At 56.9% G+C, this 19,668-nt stretch carries 16 protein-coding genes; 9 read left to right on the forward strand and 7 right to left on the reverse strand.

Features of this window, described 5'->3' with window-relative positions; translation table 11 throughout:
- From AC1D1Z_RS25355 to AC1D1Z_RS25370, 4 genes are all read right to left on the reverse strand, one after another.
- Positions 1 to 2,034, reverse strand: a 2,034-nt coding sequence (locus AC1D1Z_RS25355; RefSeq protein ID WP_477851899.1) for a molybdopterin cofactor-binding domain-containing protein, incomplete at its 3' end; no start/stop codon positions are given.
- 4 nt (positions 2,035 to 2,038) lie between these two features.
- The gene (locus tag AC1D1Z_RS25360; RefSeq protein WP_477851901.1) at positions 2,039 to 2,989 is read right to left on the reverse strand and encodes an FAD binding domain-containing protein; all 951 of its coding nucleotides are present in this window, start codon (positions 2,987 to 2,989) and stop codon (positions 2,039 to 2,041) included.
- Positions 2,986 to 3,624, reverse strand: a complete 639-nt coding sequence (paoA, locus tag AC1D1Z_RS25365) for an aldehyde dehydrogenase iron-sulfur subunit PaoA (protein ID WP_477851903.1) — start codon at positions 3,622 to 3,624, stop codon at positions 2,986 to 2,988. The genes AC1D1Z_RS25360 and paoA overlap by 4 nt, the downstream gene beginning before the upstream one ends.
- 368 nt (positions 3,625 to 3,992) lie before the next feature.
- Positions 3,993 to 4,316, reverse strand: coding sequence for a hypothetical protein (locus AC1D1Z_RS25370; RefSeq protein WP_477851905.1), 324 nt, complete (start codon positions 4,314 to 4,316; stop codon positions 3,993 to 3,995).
- Positions 4,317 to 4,345: 29 nt separating this feature from the next.
- Between AC1D1Z_RS25370 and AC1D1Z_RS25375 the strand changes: the two genes are divergently transcribed.
- From AC1D1Z_RS25375 to AC1D1Z_RS25385, 3 genes are all read left to right on the forward strand, one after another.
- Complete coding sequence (locus tag AC1D1Z_RS25375; RefSeq protein WP_018517570.1) at positions 4,346 to 5,293, forward strand: LysR family transcriptional regulator; 948 nt, start codon at positions 4,346 to 4,348, stop codon at positions 5,291 to 5,293.
- Positions 5,294 to 5,705: 412 nt separating this feature from the next.
- Positions 5,706 to 6,452: an SDR family NAD(P)-dependent oxidoreductase gene (locus AC1D1Z_RS25380; protein WP_477851908.1), complete on the forward strand. Its 747-nt coding sequence runs from the start codon at positions 5,706 to 5,708 to the stop codon at positions 6,450 to 6,452.
- 309 nt (positions 6,453 to 6,761) lie between these two features.
- Positions 6,762 to 7,172, forward strand: coding sequence for a cyclophilin-like fold protein (locus tag AC1D1Z_RS25385; protein ID WP_065277897.1), 411 nt, complete (start codon positions 6,762 to 6,764; stop codon positions 7,170 to 7,172).
- Between the two features lie 94 nt (positions 7,173 to 7,266).
- On the opposite strand, the gene AC1D1Z_RS25390 is transcribed toward AC1D1Z_RS25385, so the two are convergent.
- Complete coding sequence (locus tag AC1D1Z_RS25390; RefSeq protein WP_080646157.1) at positions 7,267 to 8,205, reverse strand: LysR family transcriptional regulator; 939 nt, start codon at positions 8,203 to 8,205, stop codon at positions 7,267 to 7,269.
- A 101-nt stretch (positions 8,206 to 8,306) separates the two neighbouring features.
- On the opposite strand from AC1D1Z_RS25390, the gene AC1D1Z_RS25395 reads away from it, so the two are divergent.
- Together AC1D1Z_RS25395 and AC1D1Z_RS25400 are read left to right on the forward strand one after the other, a co-directional pair.
- Positions 8,307 to 9,299 carry an MBL fold metallo-hydrolase gene (locus tag AC1D1Z_RS25395; protein WP_026242442.1) on the forward strand — a complete coding sequence of 331 codons (993 nt, stop codon included), beginning with the start codon at positions 8,307 to 8,309 and terminating at the stop codon, positions 9,297 to 9,299.
- Between the two features lie 75 nt (positions 9,300 to 9,374).
- Positions 9,375 to 10,289, forward strand: coding sequence for an aldo/keto reductase (locus AC1D1Z_RS25400; protein ID WP_065277898.1), 915 nt, complete (start codon positions 9,375 to 9,377; stop codon positions 10,287 to 10,289).
- A 196-nt stretch (positions 10,290 to 10,485) separates the two neighbouring features.
- Here AC1D1Z_RS25400 and AC1D1Z_RS25405 read toward each other — a convergent pair whose 3' ends face one another.
- The gene (locus tag AC1D1Z_RS25405; protein WP_115156454.1) at positions 10,486 to 12,090 is read right to left on the reverse strand and encodes a tannase/feruloyl esterase family alpha/beta hydrolase; all 1,605 of its coding nucleotides are present in this window, start codon (positions 12,088 to 12,090) and stop codon (positions 10,486 to 10,488) included.
- 222 nt (positions 12,091 to 12,312) lie between these two features.
- Positions 12,313 to 13,410 (reverse strand): alpha/beta hydrolase, encoded by a 1,098-nt coding sequence (locus AC1D1Z_RS25410; protein WP_477851912.1) that lies wholly within the window; start codon positions 13,408 to 13,410, stop codon positions 12,313 to 12,315.
- Positions 13,411 to 13,970: 560 nt separating this feature from the next.
- On the opposite strand from AC1D1Z_RS25410, the gene AC1D1Z_RS25415 reads away from it, so the two are divergent.
- From AC1D1Z_RS25415 to AC1D1Z_RS25430, 4 genes are all read left to right on the forward strand, one after another.
- Complete coding sequence (locus AC1D1Z_RS25415) at positions 13,971 to 14,867, forward strand: LysR family transcriptional regulator (protein WP_065277907.1); 897 nt, start codon at positions 13,971 to 13,973, stop codon at positions 14,865 to 14,867.
- Positions 14,868 to 15,237: 370 nt separating this feature from the next.
- A complete protein-coding gene (locus tag AC1D1Z_RS25420; protein ID WP_065277901.1) occupies positions 15,238 to 16,059 on the forward strand; it encodes a 2Fe-2S iron-sulfur cluster-binding protein in 822 nt (273 codons plus the stop codon).
- Positions 16,046 to 17,038, forward strand: a complete 993-nt coding sequence (locus tag AC1D1Z_RS25425) for an FAD binding domain-containing protein (RefSeq protein WP_115156456.1) — start codon at positions 16,046 to 16,048, stop codon at positions 17,036 to 17,038. Before AC1D1Z_RS25420 ends, AC1D1Z_RS25425 begins: the two co-directional genes overlap by 14 nt.
- Positions 17,039 to 17,053: 15 nt before the next feature.
- Entirely contained in the window at positions 17,054 to 19,246 is a 2,193-nt protein-coding gene (locus AC1D1Z_RS25430; RefSeq protein WP_018517558.1) for a xanthine dehydrogenase family protein molybdopterin-binding subunit, read from the forward strand.
- Positions 19,247 to 19,668: the final 422 nt, after the last annotated feature.

Raw genomic sequence — 19,668 nt, forward strand, 5'->3', positions numbered from 1 at the left:
CAGCAACCTCATAGCCAGCCAGGTCATGGTTGACGAAGAAGCCACGGCGGCAGCAACCTCATAGCCAGCCAGGTCATGGTTGACGAAGAAGCCACGGCGGGTGTCGACGGCCAATTCCTCAGAAAGCGCCCCGCCCGCTCCCATTGTCATCGCCCCAATGACCTGACTGCGGGCAGTGACCGGGTTGAGAATACGTCCGGCCGCACAGACTGCCAGCATACGGCGGATACGACTTTCGCCGGTCGCAACATCGACGCCGACTTCGACGAAATGTGCTCCGAACGTCGACTGCTGCTGCGTTTCAGTAACATCACCCCACTCGATTGTATCCTCTCCGACCAAGCGCTCAGAACCGGCGGCATCGGCTAAGGATACAGATCGATTCCCCGAGCGAACCTGGCCGTTTTCAAAGACCGTGTCCTCCGAGTTGAAGCCGAGCTTCTGGGAAATGGCATCGCGGAGTTTGACGCAGGCTGCGTAGACGCCCGATGTCGAACAGTTGGCACCAAATTGTCCGCCGGAGCCGGCGGATACGGGAAACCGGGAGTCGCCCAACTGGACCTCCACTCTGTCGATAGTCAGACCCATCATCTCGGCGGCTGTCTGCGCAATGATTGTATAGCTTCCCGTTCCGATGTCGGTCATGTCCGTCTCGACAGTCACAATGCCGTCTGCGTTAAGACGAACGCGCGCCCCTGAGGGCAGGTGGATGTTGTTTCGGAAAGCCGTTGCCACGCCCATGCCGATCAGCCAGTTGCCTTCTCGCCGGGAGCCGGGGCGGCCCCTTGCACTCCAACCAAAGCGCTCTGCACCAAGTTTCAGACAGCCGTTGAGATTGCGGTGAGAAAACTGGCGCTCGACCTTCTCAGGATCAACCTGCGTATCGTTGAGTATCCGAAATTCTACTGGATCGATGTTCAGCTTCTCTGCCATCTCGTCCATTGCGATTTCGAGCGCCATCAGGCCAGGGGCCTCCCCTGGCGCGCGCATGGCATTACCCTCTGGAAGATCGAGCGTCGCAAGACGCATTGCCGTCATTCGGTTTTTTCCCGCGTAAAGCAATCGCGTCTGCATGACGGCGGCCTCGGGCTGGCCGCCCTTCTGGTCACCCGACCAGCTCTCATGTGCAATCGCCGTGATCTTGCCGTCGTGTTCGGCGCCGATGCGCAACCTCTGGACGGTGGCTGGTCGATGGGTCGTGTTGTTCATCATCAAATGGCGCGGGAGCGCGACTTTAACAGGCCGCTTCACGGCTTTTGCGGCAAATGCGGCCAGGACCGCATCGGCGCGCAAAAACAGCTTGCCGCCAAAGCCGCCGCCGATGAACGGCGACATCACGTGAATTCTTTCCTTGTCCACGTCCAAGGTCGTCGCAAGATCAGAGYGCCACCAATCGATCATTTGGCTCGACGTCCAGAGAGTTAGATCATCCCCGTCCCAGACCGCGATCGATGCGTGCGGTTCCATCATGGCGTGGGATTGGTCTGGGGTGGAGTAGGATTCCTCCAAGGTCACCGCAGCCGCCTTAAATGCAGCGTCGAAATCTCCGGCCTTTGAGTCCGGGTCGCCCGATTCCGGCTTAACAGCCGTCTCCATCGCCTGGTGGAGGTCGAAGATACCCTTCTCTTCCGCGTAGTCGACTTTAATGAGGGCAGTGGCAGCGCGGGCCTGCTCAAAGCTTTCAGCGACAACAACGGCGATTGCCTGGTGATAGTGCTGGACCCGATCGCCACCAAACAGATTGGCCGTGTTGAACTTGCCCCTCTTGCGCTCGCCGACATCAAGCGTGGTCACTACATCCAGCACGCCGGGCGCATCCTTGGCGGCTGTGACGTCCATGGACTTGATGCGGCCCTTGGCAATAGCAGCGCCCAAGGGGTACCCATAGGCGTAGGGCGAATTCGCATCATGCCATTCGTAGGCGTAGATTGCCCGCCCGGTCGTCTTCAACTGGCCGTCGATGCGCAGGATCGGCTGACCAACGACCGTCATGCGGTCGATCGGATTGTTGAGTGCTGGTGAATCGAACTGCATAAGCTTAACCCCTTGCTTCGGCGATAACTGCGCCGAGCGTGCGCTCGACCAGATCGATCTTGAACCGGTTTGYATCCGTCGGGCGGGCATCGACGAGCAATGCACCCGCGGCCTCCCGGGCGCTGTTTTGCAGTGCGGCATCAGCAGCCGCGACGCGCCAAGGTTTATGGGCAATGCCGCCTATGGCGACACAACCCGTCCCGTCGGGCTGCAAGACCGCCCCTACCGAAATAATGGCGAATGCATAGGAGGCGCGGTCACGGACCTTGCGATAAATGTGTTTTCCACCGATCGGCGGAGGAAGTACGACAGCTGTAATGAATTCGCCGCTCTCTAAGCCGGTTTCGATTTGAGGCGTAGTGCCGGGCAGGCGATGGAGGTCTGCAATCGGAATCGAGCGGCGACTACCGTCGGCTTTGACGGTCTCCGCCACCGCATCAAGCGTTCGCATGGCAACGGCCATATCGCTTGGATGAGTTGCGATGCAGCTGTCACTCACACCAACAACGGCATGCTGACGCGAAAATCCGCCAATAGCAGAGCAACCGCTTCCGGGCTGTCGTTTGTTGCACGGCTGATTGGTATCATAGAAATAGGGACAGCGGGTCCGCTGCAACAGGTTGCCGGCCGTTGTAGCCTTGTTGCGCAACTGGCCGGAGGCTCCAGCGACAAGTGCCCTGGACAAGAGCCCGTAGTCACGGCGCACAATCGCATGCGCGGCGAGATCCGTATTTCGCACGAGAGCGCCGATTCGAAGTCCACCCTCTGGTGTCGCATCGATCGTATCCAGGCCCAGACCGTTGACGTCGATCAGATGGGTCGGCGTCTCTATCTCCAGCTTCATCAAATCAAGCAAGTTCGTGCCGCCGGCAATGAATTTCGCACCTGAATTTGAAGCGGCGGCCTTGGCTGCGGCTTCTACAGAGGAGGCGCGTTCGTATGTAAAGGGTCTCATGTTTTTGTCCCCGCGGCTTCAACGATGGCATCGATGATGTTGGAATATGCGCCGCAGCGACAGATATTGCCGCTCATCCGCTCGCGAATTTCGGCCGGAGTGACCGCAGTTTGGGTCATGAGGTCGCCGGTGACGTGGCTTGGTACATTCGCTCTGATTTCCTCAAGCACCGCCACGGAGGAACAGATTTGTCCGGGCGTACAGTACCCGCACTGAAACCCGTCATGCTTGACAAATGCTGCCTGCATGGGATGAAGCGCACCCGGCTTTCCAAGGCCCTCAATGGTCGTCACTTGGTCGCCCTCGTGCATGACGGCGAGGGAAAGACAGGAATTGACGCGACGACCATCAACCATCACTGTGCAGGCGCCGCATYGGCCGTGATCGCAGCCCTTCTTCGTACCGGTCAGGTGTAGATGCTCGCGCAATGCATCGAGCAGTGTCGTTCGATTGTCGACATCCAGGCTGCGGCTCTCGCCGTTTACAGTAAGCGTCACTTTCGACATGAATTGCATTGAATCCCTCGCCTCTTGCGCAGCCACTTGTCCTGTTGCCGCACCAGCGACGGCAGCCGAGGCGGCCGACGAGATTAGTAAGTTGCGGCGGGATATTTCAAGGTGGATGGGATTTTGCATCTCCGGCTCCATTTCGTATGTTCAACGGTATTCGGCACGGATCGACCGCTCGTGGACTCGAAGTTAATGCTGCCCATCGCAATGATTAGGTGCGTTTTGCTTCTTGCCGTTATCGATTTGATTCATGAATTGCGATCGCGGTCACGCTTGGTGCCGGCATAAAACCTCTGAGCGTTCGTTCTATTTGCCGGTTCCTCTTGCACGATAACGCCGGTGTTTAAGCATCCCAAAGCGCGATCAGCGATTCAAATGCCTGGGATATAAGCCTGTCCTATTGCCCGCGAGCCGGAGTTGAACATGGGAAATGACATGGGACCAAACCTATGCAACGATTGCGCTTCAAAGTATGGTGCCGAGGGAGACGGTGTTCATGCAGCGGGAGGATGTCTGATGAATGTCTTGACCAACGCCTCACGGCTCAAACCGTTGGCACTTCGTGCGATAACGACCCCAATTTGAGTCATGGCAGCCCCCATTTCGACATTGGTGCCGGCACGCGGATAATGGGATGTCTTGCTTAGGGGACCCCTGCCCGCTTTAGCGTACATCGACATTGGACGTGAGATGTCGGCTATCATGCTTTCATCATGTTCGCGAACGTGCCCGTTTTCGCAATCTTGCATCCCATCGAAGACAGCAATGCGAAACGCAAAGTCCAGCATAGTTGAAGTGACCCGTCCGTGCTCGGCCATGGCCGTTTCTTATTCAGTGAGGATGGCAATTGCATCTGGGAAATCTTGAGCTAGACCCGAGAAAACTGATATATTTCGTTACCATCATCGAGCACGGCAGCTTGAAGAAGGCAGCAAAGTTTCTCGATATCTCTCAACCAGCCTTGTCCGCCTCTATGAGCCGGCTGGAGGCAGATGTCGGACAAAGGCTATTGGAACGCGGACCATCAGGTGTCGCGCCAACGCGCTTCGGTGACCTGATTTACGCTCACGCCCGACTGATCAGGGACGAACTCAAGTTGCTTGAGCGTCACATGGTAGATCGTCGCAGTCGACAGGACAACGCGATTCGCTTTGGTGCGCTTCCAAGCCTGTCAGTCACCGTCATACCCAAGGCAGTCGGACGTTGGCGCGCCAAATATCCGAACGAGAGCCTGCAGATCATCCAGAGGGTGCAGATTGAACTGTTGCATGCGCTGCTTGGACGAGAGCTTGATTTCATGGTGGGCGTTACGGACAGCTATGATGTGTTAAGCGGACTGAAGCAACGCGTGCTCTTCCGGGAATGTTTGCACGTCATTGCCCGTACAGGGCACCCTTTGTTTCCGAAGCCTGAGCTCAGTTGGGCAGACTTGGTCGCCTTCCCATGGGTATCGCCACCGGCTGGACGATACAACACGCTGCTTGAAGACGTTCTGAAGAATGAGGGCCTTTCATACCCTGTCTCAAATACGGTATCGTCTTCCATCTCGATGCTGAAATCCCTTGTAGCAAGCAGCGACAGCCTCGCCCTGCTCCCCCGCCACGCCGCTTTGGCTGAAATTCGCGAAGGTTCGCTGGACTGTCTGCCAATTTCATCACCGCATCTGAAACGAAGTATCGCCTTGTTTATGCGCGAGGGCTACGAGATGCAGCCCGCCCACCGCGACCTACTCGAAGACGTCCGGTCTGTCGGTACGGAAATATCGCGCCAGTGCGAAAATGTTCAGTTGATGTGAAGTCGTTAGCTTCGTCACGCCAGGTTAAGGCGGCTTCAAGATGATGACCTGATCCTTTTGCCCGCCGCCATCCAAAATCCTCGCTAGTTGGGTCAAAGCCTGCAAATTGTCGCGGCGCAATTTTAGCTTCGCCGATCACCGCGCATAACTTTGTCGAGACCAGTTCCCTGTTTCGAAATGGGCTTCCGCGTAGGGTAGAATCTCCGCTTATACCACCCACCGACAAAGCTTGATTCCATCTCGCTTCTTGAAAGCGTGTCTGATCCAATGCGAGTGGCTGCTCCTCAGCCCGGGATGGCTGTCCAGGGTAGGATCGGCACATTCAATACCGCGAAGGCTGGTGGCATATCAAACCAAGATCCCGACGCGACACTACCGGAACAATAGCATTCGAAAGACGGAACGACGACCGATGTCTGATATCTCCTTGACCCCTTCCAGTAACCAGCGCCTTGTAGGGCGGCGAATTGTCATTACGGGCGCCGCCTCGGGAATTGGGCGCGTCACGGCGAGCCTCTTCATGGAGGAAGGCGCAAAGGTGATCCTTTTGGATCGAAACGCTGGTGCATTGGAAACCACCTTTGGTGGCCGAGACGGCGTCATTGCCGAAGTTGACATTACCAAAGAAGACCAAGTCACAGCTGCGATCAATCAGGCCGCCGAGAAAATCGGCGGAATTGACGGGGYGATCAACGCGGCTGGTATCATGATGACCGGTCCGACGGCTGAGATCACTCCGAAAATCTGGCGTCAGGTGCTCGATGTAAATCTGTCGGGAAGTTTCTTTGTCATCCAAGCGTGCCTGCCATGGCTGAGACGCAATGAGATATCGACGGTTGTCAACATAGCATCTGGTGCAGGTTTGCTCCCCAATGCACCTGGGTTGGCCGCATATGCAGCCTCGAAAGGTGGTGTGATTGCGCTAACCAAAGCCCTGGCTGCGGATCTGGCGCCGGCTATCCGCGTCAATTGCGTTTGTCCCGGCATGGTCGATACGCCGATGGCTGATGGCTTCCGTACGAATGTCGGTAACTATGCCTTGAAGCGGATCGCCGATCCCGCTGAAATCGCTAGAGCAATGCTGTTTCTGACATCGCCTGATTCATCCTATGTCACCGGAGCTACGTTGGCAGTTGATGGCGGCCGAACATTCCACTGATGGAAAATAATGAGGCTTCGACATGACGCTTAAACGTGGCTTCACACTTCCTGGTTGACGCCTCACGCTCATTTGAACCATTTCATCGTGCACGATCGCTTGGTTGCTCCTATGGTGTCTGCTGTCACGCGCGGTGCCGATCACAAATAACCGATCTGGTTTCTTCAGGTGAGGACACCCCTCGGGATTGATCGGCAATGTCACGAGGTCCCCGCTTCGCCGTGTCTCGGTGTTTTCGGTGACCAAATCAGCATTGGAGACTTGGAGCCGGCGGATGTTTCCGCAGATTCATGAGAGAGGATAGTGAATATGCCGCGTATAACATTGGGGGCACTTCTCATCGCCGTCGGACTGGGCGGACCTGCAGCGGCAGAACAACGTATCGTGATCTCGTCGAATTGGGGGCAGGTCACTGCCGAGTTGGCGACCAATAGTGCGGCGAAAGCTCTGGTACAAATGTTGCCATTGACGATCGAGATGGACGACCACCTGCGGCAAGAAAAGACGGGCAATTTGCCTTCGCCCCTGCCTGCAGCCTCGCGTCAGCGCGATTTTTCAGCGGGCACTCTTGGCCTATGGAGTTCTGGCGATTTCGTGATCTACTATCGGGATGGACAAGTCCCGCAGCCCGGGATCGTCATCCTGGGAAAGGTGACAGGCGATGTGTCCATATTTGATCGGCCTGGGTCTGTTACAGTGAAGATCGAGTTGGCCAAATAGCGGGTTGTGCGGAGCATACTTCGGCGCAAAATCGAAAAGCAGCCCTGACCGCGCCCGGAGGCCGTCGCAGAGGTCTGTTCTCCCATTCCAGCCTTCAGCCTAGCGATGGGACTGGAATCGCCCCTCTGAGCCCCGACACCAGCTGGAAGCCTGGTGCTGCCGCCAATTCAGCCACCAAGCGGTCCGTGAAAATCGCGACGCGACGGCTCTTGCCAAGGGTGCCGGGTGCACGCACGAGGAAGAGTTGCTTGGTGGCGATGGGATATGCCGGAAGGACTTCTTCGATGACTCCTGCCTCGAGTTGAGTGTGTACGAAGAACCGAGGAAGGGCGGCTATGCCGAGTTGGTTTTGTACGGCGTGAAGCATCAGATCGGGCATTTGCGCGGCAAACGCTATGGTAATCGGCGCTTGGCCCCCATTGGCGAGCGGCAGGAACTTTTCATCCGGGTCGTCTTTGTATTGAACATAGTCCAGCTTAGCGAGGTCGTCCAAATTCTTCGGGCGGCCTGTCCGATCCAAATAGGCAGGCGACGCGATAAGCACTTGCTCAATCTCTGCAAGCTTTCGTATGGAGCCTTCGGCTGGGCCAATACGACAAGCTCGGATCTCCAGATCATAGGGGTTCTTGGCAAAATCCTGAATTTGATCGCTCGCCTTCAGGTCAATCCTGAGCTTCGGGTAAATGCGCCGCAAATCTGCGAGAACCGGCACAAGAACAGTTTGAGCGATCAACGAAGGACATGCCACGCTCAGGCGGCCCTCCTCCGAAGACTGCAAGGCGAACATGGCCTCATTCATTTGAGCTAATTGAGCAAGTACCTGCTCCGCATGTGTTGCGGCAATCTGGCCTGCCTCGGTCAATCTTACGCCGTTGCGTCCTCGCACCACGAGTTCGACGCCATAGAGCTGTTCCAACGCGGCAATCTGCTGGCTGACAGCGGGCTGTGTAATGTTCAAACGTCGTGCCGCGGCAGAAAGCGATCCGTCTTGCGCGGCGGCCATAAGAGATCGAAGGCCAGAAATATTATCCATAAGTATACCTTATGCCTTCCATAAACGCTTCGGGAATGTCCATCCAGTTCTCATAGCGCTAGTTATAGCCAAATTCATCGACGTACAAGGGATTGCGATCAATGACAGTCAACCGAAGAAAATTCCTCAGCGTGGCGGCGTTGGTTCCTGCTGCGCTGACGGCGCCCTCCGTATTGCGATTAAGTGGTACTGCATCTGCCCAGGACGCGGCCGCCAAGCCAATCCAAAGCCCGATGGTCATGCGGCGCAGGATCGGTGAGATCGAAGTTTTTGCCCTCATGGACGGATATGGAACTTTTCCCAATGGGATGTTTCCGTCCTTCGAGGTGAAAGCGGGCGAAGCTGCAGCCAAGTTAGCGCACAAATCTTTTGATCCGGCCACGTTCAGCATCGGCATCAATGCCTATCTCATCAAGACGAAGGACCGGATCGTTGCCGTGGACGCCGGCGCTCCGGCGGCAATGGGGCCCACGGTGGGCGGTTGGGCGCGCGCTTTGTCCGCAATCGGCGTTGCCCCCGAGCAGGTCGATACAATGTTCGCGACGCAYATTCACGTCGATCATGTCGGCGGCCTGACCGACCCTTCAACAGGCTACAAGGTTCTGCCGAATGCGCCGCTCGTCGTGTCGGAAGCCGAATGGAAATTCGTCCATGACGATGCGATCTACGCGCAGCAGAGCAAGGACTTCCAGGCCTATTGGGATGTCTCGCGCGCGATGGTGAAGCCCTATGACGGAGTGAAATTGTTGATCCAACCGGGCGCTGAGATCGCGCCTGGGCTGACCACCGTCGCCTTGCCGGGCCACACACCTGGGCATCTCGGCCTGCGTATCGACAGCGGCAAAGAGAGCTTGTTGATCTGGGGCGATATCATTCACGGTACAGCCTTCCAGTTTACTCGACCGGATTGGTCCTTCGCCCTTGATGCCGATCAGGCCAAAGCAGCGCAAACCCGGAAGGCCATCCTGGACATGGTTACCGCGGACGACATGATGGTGGCGGGGATGCATCTTGATTTCCCCGGCTTTGGCTTTGTCGAGCGCGACAATGGAGCCTATCGCTTCGTCGCAGCACCGTACGACTACCGCGCATAATGCGCTGTCAATTCAGCTCACACACCGAAGACCCTGAAATCTTCGGCTCTCTAGCAAAGAAGTTTGGAACTCGCCATGACAGTCTATCAACAAACGTTCCCTCTAAACCGTGAAACCGCAATTCCCGCCGTGGGCTTTGGGACTTACCTGATTTCCCAGGAGGACGCCAAGGAAGCCGTGCGCGCTGCGATCTTAAACGGGTATCGTCACATTGATACGGCCGAAGTCTACGAAAACGAAGAATCGGTGGGCGCCGGCATCCGTGCCGGCATCGCCGAGGCAGGACTCGCCCGCGAAGACATTTTCGTGACCACCAAACTCTGGCAAGGCCACGCGGCCTGGGGTCAGAAACTGAAGAACGAAGAAGAGACCGTTGCCGCCTTCAACGGCAGTTTGGAACGACTTGGCCTCGACTACGTCGATCTCTATCTGATACATGCTCCGCATGGCGGCGCCGAGCGGTTGAACCAATGGCGCGGGCTCCTGGAGATCAAGCGCCTTGGCAAGGCCCGAAGCATTGGTGTTAGCAACTATAGCGAAAAGCACCTTGAGGAGATCAAGGCCGCCGGTCTTCCCCTGCCGGACGCCAACCAGATCGAGCTCCATCCCTGGTCGCAAAAACCGGAACTCCTCGCCTACATGAAAGAAAATGGCATCGCACCGATCGCCTATAGCAGTCTCGCGCCGCTATCGACCTGGCGGGCGCAGCCAGGCCAAGACAGCGCCAAGACCGAGGCGATGAAGATCAGCGATGGCGTCCTTGCCGCGATGGCTGCAAAGTACGGTGTCACCGAAGCTCAGCTGCTTTTGCGTTGGGGGGTGCAGAACGGTTATGCCGTTCTGCCAAAGAGTCTCAATCCCGAGCGTATGCGGCAAAACATCGATCTCGGCGGATTCGTTATCGATGCGGCAGACCTCGCTTCGCTGAAAGCGATGGATCGAGGCGATGGCATTGCATGGTCGATTGGAGATCCTACGCACACCGACTAGAAGAGCGCATGGCCCTGACGCGGTCGCTCGGTGTTCGTGGACATGCCTATCCCCCGCTCAGTGGTTGAGCGAACTGCGTCGCCGCTATCCCACTTGCGATCGGCGACGCAAATATCCCCGATTTCCAAAATTGACACATGGGGATCGCCGGCGTGGAAAGTGCCTGATCAGGGGGCGGACCATTGTCGGAAACGGCTCAGTGGCAAATGAAGCTCGCCGCAGACCGTTCGTCGCCGCCTTTGTAGATGGCCGTCTGTGGATAGGCACAAATCGGTTGGGAGCGCTGTCTTGTGTCCCCAAGAAGCACGCCCTTGCCAATCATCTGCGCTGGGGCGACGCCTCGGTCAGTCCACTCCTCCAGTGCCGATAGAGGGTCAATATCTTCCAGTGCAGACCCCCCACCGCAATGCGTCATGCCCGGTACCATGAACAGACGAGCAAAGTTTGAGGTCTGAGCGCCCATGTCTCGCTGAAGCCGACGATACCAATCACGAATGTCATTTGCAGAAAATACAGGATCTGACACGCCCTGGACGATCAACAACTTCCCTCCCAACTGCGCATAAGTCGTAAGGAAAGTGGCATCAGCGTCATTAATTGCAGCGGTCTGACTGATCCTCGCAACATCATGATCGAAGTCGAAAGCCAAAACGTCAAAATCCGGATTGTAGGGCGTCATGAAATAGTCGCGAAGGGCAGCAGCTCCCATTGTGAAGGCGATGGCATTGGGCTTTCCGGTCTGCGAGGTCCCCAATTTCCACATGCGCCAGCCTGGCGTGTTGATTGCTGCGTCCCAAGGCCAACTGGCATAGACATTCTCGCCCCGGCTGTTCTTGGCTCCGGCAAACACCGTTTGCAAGACGCCGACTTTCGCCTCCGACAAACACTCCTTCGTCGATCCTGGCTGACATTGTAACGTAACAGGCCTGAAATCGCATTGCTCCCAACCATTGATGACACCGTCTTTCAAACCATCCCATCCGTCACATTGTTGGGTGATCGCCTGACTAACAAGGTCGAGCTCGCGCGGCGTAAAGGCATTGGCGACGATTTTCTCGCCCAACGCATTTACCGGCGCGACCCGCATGAATTGCTGACTGTCCCATGCTTCGCCGACGGCGGCGTATGACAGCCGGAACCCAGGATTGCCCGCGACGATGCCATCAAATTCTGTCGGATAGCGCTGCGCCGCCATCATTGCTTCGCGGCCGCCGTTTGAGCAGCCCATGAAATAGGATTTGCGCGGATGCGCGCCGTAAAAGAGGTTGATCAATTGCTTTGCAACGCTCGTGACCTGGCCTGTTGACCCGTAGGCATAGTCAAGGCGTGCCTGTTGGTCCTGTGCAAAACTGGTGTCAGTAGCCTGGTGGCCGCCGTCTTGACTGACCACGGCATAACCACGGACGAGCGCAGGCGCCGCAGTGGAGCCCTGAAAGGGAATACTGCCCAGTGCCGGGGCTAAGAAGCCGTCCGTTCCACCACCACCTTGAAACAGGAATTTGCTGTTCCACGCCTCCGGAAGACGCAGCTCAAACCCTATTCCGTATCCCTTGCCGTTCACTCCTGCGCGCGCGTTGATCACACCCCGAACTAAACATAGCGCGCCAACTTGGCTGTTTTTGTTCGTAGAGCCGGTTATTGCTGAAGTGCCATCCGGTGCAAGCACCTGCGGTCGATGCCACTCTGCCAGCTCGATGCTTGCGTTGGGAAGGGTCGCCTGAGAGAGAGCGGCGCATGCAACTGGCCGAGGCGCGATCTCGGCCCCAATTCGATCTTCCGCATGAGCCGGCGCGAGAGCCATTAGGAGAGCTCCCAACGAAAAAGCGACACGTTTTGCATTACATTGGTTCACTGGTCACCGCTTTTACGTCGTTGTGATTTTGTGATCTGGATGTTCAATCATTCGGCTTGCGCAACACATTGAGGGGGAGGACCAAGCTTAACACTGCCGCGCGATAGTTGCGCAGCAGTGGTAAGGTTGGCGCGGCCGAGGGGATCTCGGTCGCGCCAAGAAGGCTCTGCGCTATGCAGACAGATGCTGGTCGAAAAATCCCTGCAACTTATCCCACGGGATCAAGTTGACCCTGTCGTAGAGATCCACGTGTCCGGCATTGTCTACGACATGGAGCTCTTTAGGTTCTGATGCCTTCGCGTAGGCTTGTTCACTGAAAACGCGCGAATGGGCATGATCACCCGTCACGAAGAGAAGGGGACRGGGCGAGATCCAGGCCAGTTTGTCAAACGACCAGAACAGGGTCATCGGTGCATTGCTCGTGCGCGCCATGGCTGTCGTCGATCGTGGATGCTGGCCGCGCGGTGTGCGGTAGTAGTCAAAGAACTCGCGCGCGATTGGATTCGAGTCTGCAGTAACCACCTCGGGGGTCCCGACCGCCATCATTCGTTCTGCACCATCGACCTCGGCCCAACGCTGAACAGAAATTTCCTTCAGCTGCGACTTGAGTGCGTCGAGATCGAGATTTTCTGCCAGCCCCTGGCGTTGACCTTGTCCAATGTCGTACATGCTCACGGTTGCGACAGCTTTAATGCGGGGGTCGATCTCGGCCGCAGCCAGGCTGAAGCCTCCGCTGCCGCATACGCCGATGATGCCGATGCGTTCGCGATCCACGAAAGGTTGCTGACCGAGATAGTCGACGGCTGCCAGAAAGTCTTCGACAAAAGCTTCCGCCGAGGCGGTGAAATGCGGCTGGCCGCCGCTCTCGCCGTTGTAAGAGGCGTCGTGCGCTATCGTAACAAAACCGCGCTCCGCCATGGTCTGCGCGTAAAGGCCGGATGTTTGCTCTTTGACCCCGCCATAAGGATGACCGACAACCAACGCGGCATGGCGTTGCGAACGATCAAGGCTCTTTGGCACATAGACGTCGGCTACAAGCAAAATGCCGAGCTTGTTCATGAATGACACTTTTTGGTGGTCAACTTTGTCACTTTTCGGGAAGGTCTTGTCCCACGTCTCCGCGGCTTGCGCCTCTGTCGTCATATCCGACATCGAAATTACTCCAATGGCAGCGGCGGTCAGGCCGGTGAGCTTCAGCAGGCTCCGCCGGTCGACTGACAAAAATTTAGCGTCCTGCGACGGGACGTTTTGGGGGTCGTTCTCGCTCATATTAGTCTCCTTGTCATTCGTGTTTGCACAATCAGGGATTGCGCAAATACGGTTCAAAACATCTGTTATGGGCGGTTGGGCCAGCATTGTCGCTCACCGCATGCCCGCCGTCTTGGGCGGCTTTCCGCCAGCTGTGCTGCCGAAGGGAAAACCGACATCAGGCCTGCGATGGCGGTATAGAGACCGGACATGGAAACGATCTTGCTGCCGCTTTCCCACGGGCGCGCATGCCGTCCGCAGGACGATGAAGAGCGTTGCGTCGCCCTCTCCTCTTGTAAGGCAATAACGCCTCGATTGCGATCAGCGGTTCCGATGTGTCCATAGAGACTATATAGCGAACACACGATCCATTGATTAGATGGGCAATCCTGCTAACATTTATTCACTGAGGAATTAATCACGCGTCAACTCTTGCTTAGCACGCACCCTGAGCAGGTTCCCCGCGCCGCGTTCAAAACATCGAGAGCTTGGCCGCAGCCGTGCCGGATTTTTGCTATCGCAAGAAATTTGGGGCTGATTGCCTCAATGAATTCATGAACAAGCTTTTTAGAAGGCAACAAATGCGCAACGAGGACTACAACGAGCTCTTTTGGTTTACAGTCGTAGCCGAGGAGCGAAGCTTCACGCGCGCCGCAGCCATGTTGGGTGTTTCCCAGTCAGCCGTAAGCCATGCGATCCGGCGTTTGGAAGAGCGCGTTGGGCTGCGGCTATTGACTCGGACCACTCGAAACGTTGCTCCGACAGATGTAGGTGAAAAATTCCTGCAGGCTATCCGGCCGAGGCTCGATGAGCTGAGTGCAGATGTCGCAGATTTGATGCGCTTTCGAGACATACCTTCCGGAACAGTTCGCATAAATCTTGGGGACTACGCGCTGGAGAGTGTTGTTTGGCCAAAGCTTCGAAATGTTCTCAAGGAGTATCCCGATATCAATGTCGAGTTCTTCTGCGACAACGGGATCAGCAACATAATAGAGGAGCGCTTCGACGCCGGGGTAAGATTAGGTGAACGCCTGGACAAGGACATGATCGCTGTCCGGATAGGCGGAGATTGGCGTCTCGTGGTCGTGGGGTCTCCTGACTACTTCGAACGCTATCCCCACCCGACCCAGCCAGAGCACCTGATGGATCAATGTTGCATCAATTCACGCCAGAGTTCTTCGGGCGGTCTTTACGCTTGGGAATTCGAGAAGGACGGTCGCCAAACGCGGGTTCGCGTCAATGGTACCCTCACCTTCAATCATTCTCCCTCGATGATCGATGCCGCGCTGAACGGGTACGGCTTAGCTTATGTTCCTGAGAGCCTTGTCGCCGAGCACATTGCGCAAGGTCGACTGATCCTTGTTCTCGGCGACTGGTGCCCGCTCTTCGAAGGATACTTTATCTACTACCCTAACCGCCGGCAGATGAGCCCCGCATTGTCCGTGATTGTCGATGCTCTTCGCTACAAGCCGGGCTGATTTTCCGAAAGGTCACCCACTAATTTGACGGGACTGCAAGCCCAGATAAGCTGCGATGCCTATGGCCTGAGGGCTGAGGGCTGAGGGCTGAGGGCTGAGGGCCGATAATAACGCCATGGCGACGTTACCATCGAGCGCTTTCCATTTATCATCCTGTGCATAACGGCAAACGGAAACCGCCCCTAGTTCCGCGCCTCGGCTCACCCTAGCTTGTATGCCATTCGCCAAGAGCCTTGGCGGTGTGGCGAGGCCTGTCACGCCGCTCTTACGCAAATTCATGCACGACCCTTCGATGGCGTCGCTTTGACGCACTGACGTCGCGATTTCGGCACGTTCTTCAAACGCTACAAATGTTTCGAAAGGAAACCAGATGGCCGGTCCCTGCGGCAACAGCAAAGTGGAGGACTTGAGCGAGGACGAGCGCTTACTGGTGACCGACATGCCTGAATTGGCCGTCCTGTCGCAGTCACGTCGAGACTTCTTGGTGCATACCGCAGCGGGTAGTCTTGGTGTCTTCGCCGCTGATCTTCTGGCCACTGAGCAAGCGCTGGCTCAGGTTGAATTTCCCGCGCATGCAGCATCTGCTCCGGTCACGGGGCAGCACGTCGTGCAGGTCACGTTCAACCTCAATGGCGGTTCGCAAACAATGAACGTCGATCCGAGGGTTGTTCTGGTCGATGCACTGCGCGAAGGCCTTGCGTTGACAGGCACGAAGAAGGGATGCGATCAGGGCCAATGTGGAGCTTGTACGGTTCTCGTTGACGGCCAGCGGGTCCTATCGTGTCTGACGCTCACCGCGGGTCTGGAGGGTCGAAGTGTCACCACGATCGAAGGCATTGCTCAGGAAGATCAGCTGCATCCCGTCCAGGCAGCTTTCATCAAGCATGACGCATTCCAATGCGGCTATTGCACACCTGGCCAGATTTGTTCGGCCGTTGGCATGCTGGCAGAGGCGCAGCGTGGTCACGTCAGCCACGTCACCGAGAATGTCGCCATCCCAGCCTCGCGTCTTTCGGATGATGAGATCCGTGAGCGCATGAGTGGGAATATCTGCCGATGCGGGGCTTACCCTGGAATCGTTGCTGCGGTCCAGGAGGTTCATTCTGGCCGTCGAGCCGCTCAGCTCTGGGAATTTGCCCCGCAAACAAGATTTGCAAGCGCAACAAAGGAGACCGGCCATGAGACCGTTTGAATATGTTCGCGTGGATAACACAAGCTCGCTGGCAGACCTCACAGCAATCACCTCCAATGCGAAGTTCATGGCTGGCGGAACAAATCTGCTGGATCTTATGAAGGAGGACGTCGAACGCCCAGCTCGTGTGGTCGATATTTCTGGCCTGCCATTGAAGCAGATCCAACGGATCCATTCCGGCCTCTCCCTAGGCGCTCTGGCAACCAACACGGAGACTGCGAACCACCCGCTGGTTCGTGAAAATTATCCACTCCTGACGCAAGCAATCCTCGCTGGGGCCTCGGGCCAACTGCGCAATATGGCGACCAATGGTGGCAATCTGCTCCAGCGAACCCGCTGTAATTACTTCTACGATACGGCAATGCCCTGCAACAAGCGCGATCCCGGGAGCGGATGCGGCGCGCGGGAGGGCTTGAATAAGATCCACGCTATCTTCGGTTGGAGCGAATCCTGTGTCGCCACCTATCCAGGCGATATGGCAAATGCCTTGCACGCCCTCAACGCAATCGTTCGGCTACGCGAACCGAACGGCGGTGAGCGCCAGGTCCCGATTGCCGATTTCCATCGTCTGCCAGGGGAAACCCCGGAGCAAGACACAAATCTAAGACAAGGCGAACTGATCGTTGCCATTGAGCTGCCGGTCTCAGCCGCAGCCTTTTCAGGTCATTCCTATTACCTGAAGGTTCGGGACCGGGCCTCATACGCCTTTGCTATGGTTGCCGTCGCAGCCGCTTTGGACATTGATGGCGACACCATCCGACAAGCACGCGTGGTTCTTGGCAGTGTTGCTCACATGCCTTGGCGCGCCGTGGAAACAGAGGCCATTCTCGTCGGGCAGCGGCTCGACCCGGCGCTGTTCCAGCGTGCGTCCTTGGCGGCGTTCCAGAATGCCCGTCCATTGAAGCACAACGCCTATAAAGTTGAGCTTGGCCAGCGTGCGGTCGCGCGCGCGCTGATGCGCGCCGCGCATTTTGCCTGAGCGTGAGGAGAACTCTTGACACGTCACCTGGGAAAAGAGACGCCTCGCGTCGACGGAATTGCCAAGGTCACCGGGAGAGCGAAGTACGCGGCTGAATTCCAAGTCCCGCATCTTGCCTATGGCTTTCTCGTTATGAGCAGCATCGCAAGGGGTCGTATTTCGGCTATCGATACGCAGGCGGCACAGGCGGCCGACGGCGTGATCCAAGTCTTTACCCATCTCAACGCCGGCCGCTTAGGCCCAGCTCAATCGCCTGGCGGGCCGCCGCAATGGGCTTGGCCATTGCAGTCCGACAGGATCTTCTTCAACAACCAGCCGATCGCGCTGGTCGTTGCCGAAACCTACGAACAAGCGCGCTATGCTTCCCGTCTCGTCAAGGTTTCGTACGAGCCCGAACCTCACGAAACAGACCTGTACAGGGTCCTGGACCGTGCCGAACCTGATCCCCGCACGGCGAGCAGACGCGCCAAAGGTAGTCCGGACGCTGCAATGAAGACCGCTCCTGTGAAAATCGAGGCTGAGTACCGAATACCGATCGAGCACCATAATCCGATCGAGCCGCATGCCGCCATCGCATTTTGGGAGGGAGATCGACTGACGATTTTCGACAAAACCCAGGAAGTGTATGGCGTGCGGAACCATCTCGCCGAAGGACTTGGCGTGCCTACGGAACACATTCGTGTCATCTCGCCATTCGTCGGTGGTGCGTTCGGCGCGTCGCTGAAACCAAACTACTATCCATCACTGACAGCCATGGCGGCGCGGGAGTTGAGGCGTCCAGTCAAGATCGCCTTTACCCGTGCCCAGATGTTTACCGGACACGGATATCGCCCCTCTACGTTCCAGAAGGTCACATTGGGTGCGGACGAAGACGGCAAGCTCGAAGCAATAATTCACGAGGCTTATCACAACACGTCGTCTTTCGAGGACTTCTCGGACGCCACGACGGGCGTAACCCGGCAGATGTACGCGTGCACGCATATTTCAAATCCATTGAAAGTCGCACGGACCGACCTTGCCACGCCAACGTGGATGCGGGCACCAGGCGCCGTGAGCGGTATGTTTGCCTTGGAAAGCGCGATGGATGAATTGGCCTACGCAGTTAACATCGATCCCCTAGAACTGAGATTTATCAACTACGCAGACGTCGATCCCGAAACCGGCAAGCCATTCTCCAGCAAGGCTCTTCGCGAGTGCTACCAACTTGGCGCTGAAAAATTTGGGTGGGCAGACCGCAATCCTGAACCGCGCTCCATGCGCGATGGCCCTCTACTGGTTGGCTGGGGAATGGCGTCGGCGGTATGGGGCGCCGCACAACAGCCGGCAAGTGCGCGCGTAACCTACAGAGCAGAAGGTACTGCCAGTGTTGCGAGCGCTGCGAGCGATATCGGGCCCGGCACCTATACCGTCATGACCATGATTGCCGCCGAATATCTAGGTCTTGGCTTGGAACAGGTAACGTTTGAACTCGGTGATACCCAGATGCCTCGAGCACCCGCACAAGGCGGCTCCTGGACGACGTCGAGTGTCGGCTCGGCAATTCATGGAGGTGCACTCGCCATAACAGCAAGGCTTCTCGATCTCGCAAATCGCGAGCCTGGCTCCCCCTTGCAGGGTTTAGTCGCGGCCGACGTAGAAATGCTTGACGGTCGCGTCAGGCAAAAGAGCGACCCATCCCGATACGTCGAAATCCGCGAGACAATGCACCGGGCAGGCATCGACGAGATCACCGAGAACTATGACGCCGAGCCATCGCGTGAACGAGAGAATTACACCTCCCTCGCCCATGGTGCGCAGTTCGTAGAAGTGAAGGTCGATCCCAATCTGGGCACTGTCAAGGTTACTCGCGTGATTGCGGTCGCTGCATGTGGCAAGATTCTCAATCCACTCGCATCCCACAGCCAGGAAATTGGCGGTGTCGTATGGGGGATTGGAATGGCGTTGGAAGAGGCGACCGAACTGGACCACCGCTACGGTCGCATCATGAACGCAAACCTTCAACACTACCATGTGCCAGTAAACGCTGACGTCCACTCAATCGAGACAATCTTCGTGGAGGAAGAGGACATGATCGTCAATCCTCTGGGTGTGAAGGGTATGGGCGAACTCGGGATGGTTGGCATCCCCGCTGCCATCGCGAATGCAGTGTTCCATGCGACAGGAAGGCGCATCCGGGACCTCCCGATCACCCCCGACAAGCTTTTGTAGCACGTCAAGTCAAAGCCGTGTGGCGTCAAGATCCCGCGGCGTCCCTCTCAAAATGATCGATCGAATACGATCAGCACAGGAGAGAACGTCCCGCCCCGCAAAGCATGTTTCAGGCCAGTGATGTCTAGCCTGAAACCAAAGCCGTCTTGTTGGAACTCCCTGCCCAACGAAAATCATAAGCCACGATGTGTCCGATGGTCTGCGTCCAACAAGAACATTCAATTCAGCAAGCCACGGCGCGTCGATTGTAAGCCCACGGTGAAAGCCGTCTTGCGATGACGGGCTACTGACTGGCAGTCCTAGTGGTAACGCTAGGAGTAGTCATATGACGAAGCATCCAATTGAGGTGATCACGTCCGTAGAGCGCCGTCGGCGCTGGTCACGCGAGGACAAAGAGCGCCTCGTCGCTGCCTGCTTTGAGC

The organism is Rhizobium sp. P1_E1, assembly GCF_056406015.1.

What these genes read in the sequence shown, in the direction of transcription:
- AC1D1Z_RS25425 (WP_115156456.1), top strand. Translation starts at nt 16,046, where the DNA reads ATGAGACCGTTTGAATATGTTCGCGTGGATAACACAAGCTCGCTGGCA.
- AC1D1Z_RS25420 (WP_065277901.1), top strand. Translation starts at nt 15,238, where the DNA reads ATGGCCGGTCCCTGCGGCAACAGCAAAGTGGAGGACTTGAGCGAGGAC.
- AC1D1Z_RS25405 (WP_115156454.1), bottom strand. Translation starts at nt 12,090, where the DNA reads ATGGCTCTCGCGCCGGCTCATGCGGAAGATCGAATTGGGGCCGAGATC.
- AC1D1Z_RS25390 (WP_080646157.1), bottom strand. Translation starts at nt 8,205, where the DNA reads ATGGATAATATTTCTGGCCTTCGATCTCTTATGGCCGCCGCGCAAGAC.
- AC1D1Z_RS25415 (WP_065277907.1), top strand. Translation starts at nt 13,971, where the DNA reads ATGCGCAACGAGGACTACAACGAGCTCTTTTGGTTTACAGTCGTAGCC.
- AC1D1Z_RS25370 (WP_477851905.1), bottom strand. Translation starts at nt 4,316, where the DNA reads ATGGCCGAGCACGGACGGGTCACTTCAACTATGCTGGACTTTGCGTTT.
- AC1D1Z_RS25385 (WP_065277897.1), top strand. Translation starts at nt 6,762, where the DNA reads ATGCCGCGTATAACATTGGGGGCACTTCTCATCGCCGTCGGACTGGGC.
- AC1D1Z_RS25400 (WP_065277898.1), top strand. Translation starts at nt 9,375, where the DNA reads ATGACAGTCTATCAACAAACGTTCCCTCTAAACCGTGAAACCGCAATT.